We start from the raw sequence: 10,267 nt of genomic DNA on the forward strand, positions 1-10,267 counted from the left end.
TCCGCTCGGGCCGGACCTGGCCCCCGACAGGACGGAAGACGAGATCTTGCCCGGAAGAGCACTCATCCTCGTCGAGAACCTCTCGGTGCCGTTCGACCGTCGCGTCTGGCAGGAGGCCACGACGCTGCGCGACCACGGCTGGGACGTCGAGGTGATCTGCCCGAGGGGCACCGCGCGGGACACCGAGCGCGAGGCGACCGTCGACGGCGTCCGCATCCACCGGTACCCGCTCCAGGCGGCGTCCGGGGGCCCCCAGGGCTACCTCAAGGAGTACGCCACCGCGCTCTTCCACTCGGTGCGGCTGGCGCGGGCCGTGCACCGCCGGGCACCGGTCGACGTCGTGCACCTGTGCAACCCGCCGGACCTGCTGTTCGTGGTCGCGCTCGTGCTCAAGGTGCTCAGCGGGGGCCGCACCAAGGTCGTGTTCGACCAGCACGACCTCGTGCCCGAGCTCTACCTGTCCCGCTTCCGCCCGAAGCGCGACGCGCTGTACTGGGCGCTGCGGCTGACCGAGTTCCTGACATACCGCACGGCGGACGTCGTGATCTCCACCAACGAGAGCTACCGGTCGAAGGCCGTCGGCCGTGGCCGCGTGCGGGGCGACCGGGCCTTCACGGTCCGCTCCGCGCCCGCGCTGGACCGCTTCCGGCAGGTCCCGCCGGAGCCCGACCTGGCGCGCGGCAAGGAGCACCTGCTCGTCTACCTCGGTGTGATGGGCCCGCAGGACGGCGTGGACTACGCGGTCCGCGCCCTCGCCCGGCTCGGCGAGCGCCGCGACGACTGGCACGCCGCCTTCCTCGGCGGCGGCGACGCCTTCGACGACGTCGTCGACCTCGCCCACCGGCTCGGCCTCGACGACCGCGTCACCTTCACGGGTATGGCAGACACCCCGGACGTGCAGCGCTACCTCTCCACCGCGTGCCTGGGTCTCGCCCCCGACCCGCTCAACCCGCTCAGCGACCTGTCGACCATGAACAAGATCATGGAGTACATGGCGATGGGCCTGCCGATGGTCTCGTTCGATCTGACCGAGGGCCGGGTCTCCGCCGGGGACGCGGCGCTCTACGCCCGCCCGAACGACGTCGACGAGTACGCGTCGCTGGTCTCGGACCTGCTCGACGACCCGGTGCGGCGCAAGCAGATGGGCGAGGTCGGCCGCGAACGCGTCGCCGGCGCGCTGTCGTGGTCGCACTCCCAGACCTCACTGCTCGCCGCGTACGCGACGGTGGACCCGGCCCGCCGGTGACGTCCCCCGCTCCGGTGCCGCTGCGCGGCTCACGCCCGCGGTCCGGCTCCGCTCCGCTGCGCGTCCTCGTGGTCGGGCAGGCCGAGGGCACGCCCGGGGGCATCTCCTCGGTGCAGCGGCTGCACGTCCGGTTCCTCGCCGCGCGGGACGACGTCACCGTGCGGCTGGTCACCACCTACGACGAGGTCGGTGCCGCCGCGCGGCTGCGGCTGATGGTCGGCGGGATCGCCCGCGCCGTCGCCCTGATCCTCGGCGGGCGGGTCGACGTGGTGCACCTGCACGTGGCCAAGGGGCTGTCCGCCCTGCGCAAGGGCCTGATCGTCGCGGTCGCCCGTGGCCGCGGGGTCCCGACCGTGCTGCACACCCACGCGGGCGCCTTCGCGGAGTGGTTCGACGGACTGCCCCGGCCGCTGCGGCGGGTCGTCGCGTGGCTGCTGCGGGCCGACCGCGTGATCGTGCTGGCCGACGGGGCCCGCGAGACCTACACGAGCCGGCTGGGCGTCCCGGCCGAGCGCGTCCCCGTCGTCGCGAACCCGGTGGAGTGGCCGGCGGAGCTGCCCGCCCGGGACCCCCACGCGGGCCGCGTCCGCGGCGTCTTCCTCGGGCGCCTGATCGACCGCAAGGGCGTCTTCGACCTGATCGACGCGATCGCCGGCCTCCACGCCGACCACCGTGCCCGCCTGCACGTGACCCTCGCGGGGCACGGCGACGTCGACGCGGTCCGCGCGGCCGTCGCCGCGGCGGACCTCGGGGGCAGCGTCGAGGTGCGCAGCTGGATCGGGCCCGAGGAGCGCGACGCGCTGCTCCGCGAGGCCGAGCTGCTCCTGCTGCCCAGCTGGTGGGAGGGCCTGCCGATGTCGGTCCTCGAGGGGATGGCCTGGGGCCTCTGCCCGGTCGTCACCCCGGTCGGTGGCCTCGCCACCCTCGTGCGCGACGGTGACAACGGCGTCGTCGTCCCGGTGAACGACCCGGCGGCGCTCGGCGCCGCCCTGGACAAGCTGCTCTCCGACGACGAGGTGCGGGTGCAGCTGGGAGCCCGGGCCCGCGAGAGCGTCGCGCCGTTCGGCGCCGACGCCTGGGCGGACCGCCTCGTGGCGCTCTACCGCGAACTCCTGGTCCCCGAGCAGCTCCCCGAACAGCACGGAAGGAAGCCCCACCATGGCTGACCGCAGCGAGCACGGCACCGTGCTCACCTACGACCCGATCGAGTTCCCCTTCTCGACGGTCGTCGCGAAGATCCTCGACACCCCGGACCTGGAGAAGATCCACGAGCTGGGGCGCCGGGCGGACGTGGACAACCACGACCAGGACTCCGACGACCACTCGATCTTCTACCGCGAGTACGACCAGGTGCGGGACCTCTACGACCGCTTCCTCGTCGAGTGGATCCTCCCCCAGTACGGCGAGGACCTCGCCGTGCAGCGCGTGCCCACCTTCCGGGTGCACCGTCCGGGCAGCGTGGCCGTGTCCGAGTTCCACAAGGACTCCGACTACAACCACCAGCCGGCCACCCTGAACTACTGGCTGCCGCTGACGCGCGCCTACGGCACCAACTCGATGTGGATCGAGGACGCCCCGGGCACCGACACCTACTCGCCCGCCGTCGTCGAGCCCGGCGAGGTGTTCCGGTTCGACGCCGTGAACAACCGTCACGGCAACTACCCGAACGACACCGACACCTCGCGCGTGAGCTTCGACTTCCGTGCGATCCCGCTGCGGCTGTTCGTCGACGAGGGCAAGTCCACGGTCAACGCCAAGCGCCGCATGGACCTCTCGGGCTACTACCGCAAGCTCAGCGCCGACGGGACGCTGGGCGACTAGGTGCTCCGCAGGTGAGCACTCAGGGGGGCTATCGCACCTGTTAGTGCTCACCTGCGCGGAGCGCACATCTCCTCGATCCCCCGCGCCGCCCGCCAGCCGAGCACCGTCGCGATCCGCGACGCGTCGGCCACGACCCGCGCAGGGTCACCCGGCCGGCGCCCGACGATCTCGTAGGGCACCGCGTGGCCCCGGGCGACCGACACGGCCCTGATCACCTCGAGCACGCTCGTGCCCTCGTTGCGGCCCACGTTCAGCGCCCCGGGCGACCGGCCCTCGAGCAGCGCCGCGGCCGCTGCCACGTGGGCCTCCGCGAGGTCGGCGACGTGGACGTAGTCCCGCAGGCAGGTGCCGTCCGGGGTCGGCCAGTCGTCCCCGAACACCTGCACCGGCCGGCCCGTCGTCGCGGCCCGCTCCACCAGCGGCAGCAGGTTGGTCGCGCCACGATCGGCCAGCGTCGCCGACGCCGTGCCCGCCACGTTGAAGTAGCGCAGCGCCGTCCACCCCAGGCCCTCGGCCTCGGCGTGCCGACGCACCGCCCACTCCCCCGCGAGCTTGGTCTCGCCGTAGGGGCTGGTGGGCAACGTCGGCTGGTCCTCGGTGACCGGCTCGGCCGACGTCTCGCCGTAGACCGCCGCGCTCGAGGAGTACAGGAAGCGGCCGATCCCGGCGGCCGTCGCGGCCCGCAGCACCGCCACCGTGCCGCCGACGTTGTGCTCGTAGTAGGTCAGTGGGGCCGCCACCGACTCCGGCACCGACTTCTTGGCGGCCAGGTGCACCATCCCCGCCACGTCCCGACGACGGGTCAGGTCGGCCAGGACCTCGGGCAGCGCGGGGTCGCGCAGGTCGTGGCGCAGCAGCTCGACGTCGTCGGGCAGCCGTTCGACCAGGCCCGTCGAGAGGTCGTCGAGCACGACCGCGTCGTGCCCCCCGGCGCGCAGGGCCCGCAGCACGTGCGACCCGATGTAGCCGGCACCGCCGGTCAGCAGCCAGGTCGAGCTCCGGACGTCCATCGGCGGTCACCCTAGCCAGCGGCGGGTGCCCCGCCGGGGGCCGGGCCCCGCCTCCCGGGACCGCCCCCGACCCGCCCCCGACCGCTCCAGACCCGCTCCAGACCCGCTCCGAACCCGCACGAGTAGCATTCCGGTCGATGAGCACCCGGTCCACGGCGATCGCGCGCGGCGTCGTCATCCAGGTGCTGGCGAAGTTCTCGGCCCTGCCCCTGTCGATGGTCACGCTGGGCATCGCCACCCGCTACCTGGGCGAGTCGGGCTACGGGATCATGGCCGCCGCCGTCGTCTTCGCCCAGACCTTCGAGGCCTTCACCGAGCTCGGCGTGGGCACCATCATCGTCCGCCGGGTGGCGGGCTTCGGCGGCAACCTCGAGCGCCTCGTCGGGATGAACATCTCCTTCTCGACGCTGTACGCGGTGCCGCTGGCGGTCATCGCGGCGATCGCCGGGATCGGGGTCTACTGGGGCGACTACCAGCAGCAGGCCGCGGTCTGCGTGCTCGCCGTCGGCCTGATCTTCACCACGGTCTCGTCGTGCTACGAGCCGGTGTTCGACATCAAGGTGCGCTACTCCTCCGCCGCGTCGGCGGAGTTCTTCTCCCGGGTGCTGACGTTGTCCGCGGCCGCCTCGGTCGCGTTCTTCGACTGGGGCCTGCTCGCCATGTGCGCGGTGCAGATCATCCCGCAGGCGCTGCGCCTGGTGATCCAGTGGTGGGGCGCGCGGCGGCTCACCGAGATCCGCTGGGTCGTCGACTGGGCGGAGATGTGGCACCTGCTCAAGGAGGCCTTCCCGCTCACGGTCATCGCGATCATCGCGGTGCTGTACTGGCGCGCCGACGGTCTGATCCTGTCGATCCTCGGCACGCCCGAACAGGTCGGTGGCTACTACGCCGCCCTCTCGATCGCGTTCACCCTGACGTTGATCTCGCAGGTCTTCGAACGCTCGGTGCTCTCGACGATCAACGAGACCTACCACTCCGACCGCGACCGCTTCGCCCGGGCGGTCGACCAGGGTTACCGCTTCCTGCTGCTCGTGGGCTTCCCCATCGCGGTGATCGGCTGGCCGCTCGCCCACCGCATGGCCGACCTCGTCGGCGGCTCGAACGGGGTCGGCGCGTTCGCCGGGCCGCCCCTGCAGTTCTTCTTCATCGCCGTGGCCATGACGTTCCTGTCGGCGATCGTCTCCGACGGCCTCATCGCAGCGCACGAGCAGAAGTACCTGACGACGATGTCGACGATCAACCTGATCATCAACATCGTCGGCAACATCATCCTCGTCCCCCGCCTGGGCGCGGTGGCCTGCGGGATCATGCTGATCGTCACCGAGACGATCGGTGTCCTGATGTCGCAGTGGCGCCTCCGTCGCCATGGGGTGCACCCGCTGCCGTTCGGCTACCTCGCCCGCCTCGTCCCCGCGGGCCTGCTCGCCCTCGGCGCGATCTACCTCACCTACGACCTGCCGCTGCTCGTCCCGATGGCCGCGGGCGGGATCGCCTACTTCGGCGGCGCGCTCCTCGTCGGCGCCATCCCGCTGTCGATGCGCAACGCGCTGCTCGGCGCGCTGCGCCCCAAGAGCCTCGACCGCATGGAGGCCGAGGCGGCGGCGGAGAACGCCGACGACGGGATCGGGGTCGCCCCGTCCGCGCCGACGGTCGAGCCGCGGATCGACCCGGCGGGGGTCGGCCTGGACGCCGCGACGACGGTGCTGCCCGGCATGACCCGGGTGCCCGAGGGCCGCAGCGCGCTCGACGCCGAGACCGCGCAGATGCGTCCGACGGTCGCCGCCGGCACGCGCAGCGCGCCCCGCCGCGATCTCGCCGACATCACCGACGTGCCCACCATGGAGCTCGACATGGCGGCGCTGCAGACGATCCGCATGCGCCAGCAGGGCAAGTTCGTCGAGATGCGGGTCATCCGGAAGGGCTGACCGGGGCGGGCGCCGGGTCACTCCCGACGTCGTGCCACGATCGCGGTGTCCGGTTCCGGGGGCGGTGAAGGAGACAGCAGGTCGTGTCGGGTCGTGAGTTGGCGGTCCTGATCGTGTCCTACCGGCGGGCCGACCTGCTGGACCGGGCACTGCGCAGCGTCGAGAAGCACCTCCCGGACGCGCCGGTGTACGTGTGGGACAACGCGTCGTCGGGTTCCGACGAGGTCCGCGCGCTCGCGACGTCGTGGCCGCAGGTGCGGTGGACGTTCTCGCAGGCGAACCTCGGCTACATCGCGGCCATGAACCGCCTCGCGGCGCAGTGCCCGGAGGCGGACATGCTCCACCTCAATCCCGACGCCGAGCTCATCGGTCCGCTCACGGCGGCGCGGGAGGCCCTCGCCCGGCCGCGGGTCGCCGCGGTCTCGCCGACGGTGCTCGACCCGGAGGGCCGCGAGCGCCCGTGGGACGTCGCGCACCGCGAGCAGAGCGTGCTGCGCAACCTGCTCAACGCCGCCGGCTACGCGAAGCGGCTCCGGGAGCACCCGGTGCTCGCCGGGCTCTCCGACCTGTACCCGGAGACCCCGCACGACGTCGACGGCTACATGGCCGGCTGCTGCCTGCTCATCGCCCGCGACGCCTGGAACGCCCTCGGACCGTTCGACGAGCGCTTCTTCGTCTACGGCGAGGACGCGACGTGGCAGCCCGCCGCGCGCCGCGCCGGCTGGACGCTGAAGCTGGTCGACGACGACGGGCCGCAGGTCAGCCACGCCGCCGCCGGCACCCAGGCCGGTGACCCGCTCGCCTCCCAGCGCGGGGCCGACCTGCTGCGCGCCGCCCAGGTGATGGCCCTCGGCAACGCGGGCAACCGCGGCCCCGGCACCGTGTTCTCGCTCGGCACGGCGGTGCTCGACCGCGTGCAGCGCTCGAAGCGCACCGACCGCCGCCGTCGCCGGATCGCGCTGACCGAGCAGGCCGCGGGGCGGCCCGGCGTCGTCGTGACCACGAACGACCTCGATCTCGGCGGGGCCGAGCGGCAGCGGGTGCTCCTCGCGAACACGCTCGTGGACCGGGGCCACCCGGTGACGATGGTGTGCCTGCAGGGCCTCGGGCTCTACACCGCCGAGCTCGACCCGCGGGTGCGCCTCGCCTTCGTCCCGTGGTGGCAGCCGACGGTGGAGGTCGCGGGCGACGCGGCCGTCGTCGTGGGCGGGGTGACCAACACCGAGGTCGGCTTCGCGCGGGCCTGGCGTGCGTTCGGGCGCACGACCAACCAGGAGCGTCGCTGGATGCCGGCGACGCACGACCCGGCGCGCCTGGACCGGGCCACCTACTCCGAGGCGCTCGCCGCCAACCTGCGCACCGCGGACGGCCTCCTCGTGCTGTCCGCCCGGCACCACGTCGACCTGACCCGGCACCAGGCGCTCACCGACGTCGTCATGGCGGCACCGAACGGCATCCCCGCCGCCGACCCGATCCCGTTCCGGGCGACCGGCACCGGGCCGTTGCGCTTCGCGATGCTCACCCGCATCGTCGAGTACAAGAACCCGCTGCTGCTCATCGACGCCCTCGCGGCCACCGGGCGGGACGACTGGACGCTCGACATCTTCGGCGACGGTCCCGACAGGGCCCGCCTCGAGGCGCGGACCCCCGCCGCCCTGCGCGACAAGGTCCGCTGGCGCGGGCAGGTGTCCGGGCCGGACGCCGCGTTCGCCGAGACCGACGTGCTCTGCGTCCCCAGCGACTTCGAGGCGTTCCCGCTGGTGATGGTGGAGGCGATGACGCGCGCCGTCCCCGTCATGGCCTCCGCGAGCGGCACCGTGCCCGAGATGCTGGCCGACGGCGACGCCGGGGTGGTGGTCACGCCCGCGACCGTCGAGACCTGGAGCGCGGCGCTGACCGAGGCCCTGACGGACCGCGAGCGGCTCGCCGCGCTCGGTGCCGCCGGGCGGGAGCGGGCCCTCGCCCGCTACACCGACGCCGCGATGGCCGACGCCTACCAGCGGGCCTTCGCCCGACTGTTCGGCCGGCCGGTCCCCGGCGGCCCGAGCGAGCCGGCGGAGCTGCTGTGAGGGTTCTCTGGCTCTCCCCCTGGCTGCGCACCCTCACCCGGGTCCAGGTCGACGCACTGGACGCCGCGGGCCACGAGTGCCTCGTCGTCACCACCGACCAGCACTACGAGAAGGTCACGGCCCGGCCCGACGAGCGGGTGCTCGACCCGGCCATCAAGGACCCACGCACGCTCCCGGCCCTCGCGCGGGTCGTCGCCGAGGCCCGCCGGTTCCGGCCCGACGTCGTCGTGTCCGAGCTGATGCACGACCCGCGGTGGCTCCCCCTGACGCGCCTCGCACCGTTGGTGCAGGTGGTGCACGACGACCGGCCGCACGACGCGACCGAGGAACGCCCCTGGCACCGCCGCGCCGTGCTCGACCTGCAGACCCGGACGGCGGCCGCCGTCGTCGCGCCCAGCGCGCACGTGGCCGCGGTCCTCTCCGCCCGGTTCGGACGACGGATCGACGTGGTCCCGCTGACCTCCGACGTCCCGGAGTCCGCCCTGCCCGCCGTCCCGGTGCCCGCCGCCGAGCGGCGCGACGTGGTGCTGCTCGGCCGGATGTCGCCGTACAAGAACGTCGAGGTCGCGCTGCGGGCCTGGGCCGCGCACACGGCGTCGCCGGAGTACCGGGGCGACCGGCTGCTCCTGCTCGGGAACGGGCCGCTCTCCGAGCTCGACCTGCCCGCGCACGTCGAGTGGCGCCGCGAGCACTTCTCCTACGCCGACGTCCTGCCCGACCTCGCCCGCGCGAAGGGCTCGCTGGCGCACTACCGGCTCGCCACGCAGAGCGGCGTCCAGGTCCTGTCCATGCAGCTCGGCATCCCGACGATCGTCTCCGACTCCGGTGGCCTGCCCGAGTTCAGCCCGCCGTCGCTGCCCCCGCTCGGGGTGGACGACGTCGCCGGCCTGACGGCCGTCCTCGGTCGCCTGGCCGACCCGGCCGTGGCCGCCGAGATCGGTGCGGCCGCGCGGTCGCACTACCTGGCCCACTTCTCGGCCGACCGGGTCGCCGAGGGGTGGACGACCGTGTTCGCCCGCGTGTCCGGCCGGGCGTGATCCCGGCCCGTCGCCCGCCGTTCTGAGCGAAGGGCCCCTTCGGTCGGGTAGATGGGCGGTGGGCGCCCTCGGCCGGCTGGCGCCCGTCCGCGAGAGTCACACCACGCAGGTTCCGGGCCGGGCCGACCTGCCTGAGGTGAGTGTCGCGGCGCACCGGAGCCGGAACGACGACGGCCCGGCGTCGGAGCGGGTGCTCCGGCGCCGGGCCGTCGTGGCGGACCGGGTCAGGCGTCGCGCGAGCCGCCGCGGTCGGTGTCGCTCGAGGCCGCCGAACCGACGCGGTTCGGGGCGCCGTTGGGCCGCGGCCGCGGGGTCGGGCTCGGCCCACCCTTGCGGCGCATGTCGACCGCCACGGTGTCGGCGTCGAGGCCGCCCCCGCGCGCCGGCGGCGTGTGGCCACCGGGGCCCACGCTCGGGGTCGACGTCGAGGACGAGGACGACGAGCTCTTCGGCTTGATCGACACCGGCTTGCCGGGCGAGGGGCGACGCGGGGTCGGGGACGACTTCGCCGGGGAGGTCCCGACCGTCGTGGTCGGGGCATCCGCCGCTGCGGCACTCGGCTTCGGGCCGGAACCACCACCCTGCGCGGCCGGGGCCGGCGCGGGCGTCGGCTGGGGGCCGGAACCCGGACCGGGCTTGGCCTGCCCGTTCTGGCCGGCCGCCGCGGCGCCGTTGGCGCCCGGGGACGGCTTCGGGCCGGAGCCCTGGGCGGGCTTGGCCTGGCCGTTCTGGCCGTTCTGGGCGGCGGCACCGTTGGCGGCCGGAGCCGGATTCGGCGCGCTGTTCGACCCGGACGGCCCCGACGGCCCGGAGGCCTTCGCCGCTGCAGCACCTGCGGCGGCCGCAGCAGCACCGGCCGCAGCTGCGGCACCACCCGCAGCGGGACCGGAGCCCTTCTGCGGCGCCGGGTTCGGGGCCGACGAGGATCCGTTCTGAGCCGGGGCGGGGTTCGGCCCGCCCTGCTTCGGCGTGCTCGGCGCCGGGCCGGCCTGCTGACCGGGCTTCGGACCCGTGGACGGCTTCCCCGGCTGACCCTGCTGTCCCTGCTGCGGAGCGCCCTGGGCCTGACCCTTCGGCGCGCCCTGCGGCTGGCCCTGGCCCTGCGGCTGGCCCTGGCCCTGTGGCTGGCCCTGACCCTGCGGCTGGCCCTGACCCTGCG

The 10,267-nt window shown here is 74.1% G+C and carries 7 protein-coding genes and 1 pseudogene; 6 read left to right on the forward strand and 2 right to left on the reverse strand.

Translation table 11 applies throughout. The features are described 5' to 3' along the window. The first annotated feature begins 46 nt into the window (after positions 1-46). From A3CO_RS33580 to A3CO_RS33590, 3 genes are read left to right on the forward strand one after another with little or no spacing between them, the layout of a single operon-like run. Positions 47-1,246 carry a glycosyltransferase family 4 protein gene (locus A3CO_RS33580; RefSeq protein WP_211214513.1) on the forward strand — a complete coding sequence of 400 codons (1,200 nt, stop codon included), beginning with the start codon at positions 47-49 and terminating at the stop codon, positions 1,244-1,246. Next, entirely contained in the window at positions 1,243-2,412 is a 1,170-nt protein-coding gene (locus A3CO_RS37160) for a glycosyltransferase family 4 protein (RefSeq protein WP_084682105.1), read from the forward strand. The genes A3CO_RS33580 and A3CO_RS37160 overlap by 4 nt, the downstream gene beginning before the upstream one ends. Beyond that, entirely contained in the window at positions 2,405-3,067 is a 663-nt protein-coding gene (locus A3CO_RS33590; protein WP_018334268.1) for a hypothetical protein, read from the forward strand. Before A3CO_RS37160 ends, A3CO_RS33590 begins: the two co-directional genes overlap by 8 nt. Before the next feature lie 47 nt (positions 3,068-3,114). On the opposite strand, the gene galE is transcribed toward A3CO_RS33590, so the two are convergent. Continuing rightward, positions 3,115-4,077 (reverse strand): UDP-glucose 4-epimerase GalE, encoded by a 963-nt coding sequence (galE, locus tag A3CO_RS0121265; protein ID WP_018334269.1) that lies wholly within the window; start codon positions 4,075-4,077, stop codon positions 3,115-3,117. A gap of 137 nt (positions 4,078-4,214) precedes the next feature. Between galE and A3CO_RS0121270 the strand changes: the two genes are divergently transcribed. From A3CO_RS0121270 to A3CO_RS0121280, 3 genes are all read left to right on the forward strand, one after another. Next, positions 4,215-6,002: a flippase gene (locus A3CO_RS0121270; protein ID WP_018334270.1), complete on the forward strand. Its 1,788-nt coding sequence runs from the start codon at positions 4,215-4,217 to the stop codon at positions 6,000-6,002. A gap of 83 nt (positions 6,003-6,085) precedes the next feature. Then, positions 6,086-8,071, forward strand: a complete 1,986-nt coding sequence (locus A3CO_RS33595) for a glycosyltransferase (protein ID WP_157647753.1) — start codon at positions 6,086-6,088, stop codon at positions 8,069-8,071. Next, complete coding sequence (locus tag A3CO_RS0121280) at positions 8,068-9,108, forward strand: glycosyltransferase family 4 protein (protein ID WP_018334272.1); 1,041 nt, start codon at positions 8,068-8,070, stop codon at positions 9,106-9,108. Before A3CO_RS33595 ends, A3CO_RS0121280 begins: the two co-directional genes overlap by 4 nt. 224 nt (positions 9,109-9,332) lie before the next feature. On the opposite strand, the pseudogene A3CO_RS40450 reads toward A3CO_RS0121280, so the two are convergent. Beyond that, positions 9,333-10,267 (reverse strand): annotated as a pseudogene (locus A3CO_RS40450) (hypothetical protein); the annotation flags it as partial.

The sequence above is a fragment of the Actinomycetospora chiangmaiensis DSM 45062 genome (genome assembly GCF_000379625.1).
GTDB lineage: Bacteria > Actinomycetota > Actinomycetes > Mycobacteriales > Pseudonocardiaceae > Actinomycetospora > Actinomycetospora chiangmaiensis.

Coding starts and splice junctions, on each gene's coding strand:
- galE (WP_018334269.1), bottom strand. CDS start 4,077: ATGGACGTCCGGAGCTCGACCTGGCTGCTGACCGGCGGTGCCGGCTAC.
- A3CO_RS33590 (WP_018334268.1), top strand. CDS start 2,405: ATGGCTGACCGCAGCGAGCACGGCACCGTGCTCACCTACGACCCGATC.
- A3CO_RS0121270 (WP_018334270.1), top strand. CDS start 4,215: ATGAGCACCCGGTCCACGGCGATCGCGCGCGGCGTCGTCATCCAGGTG.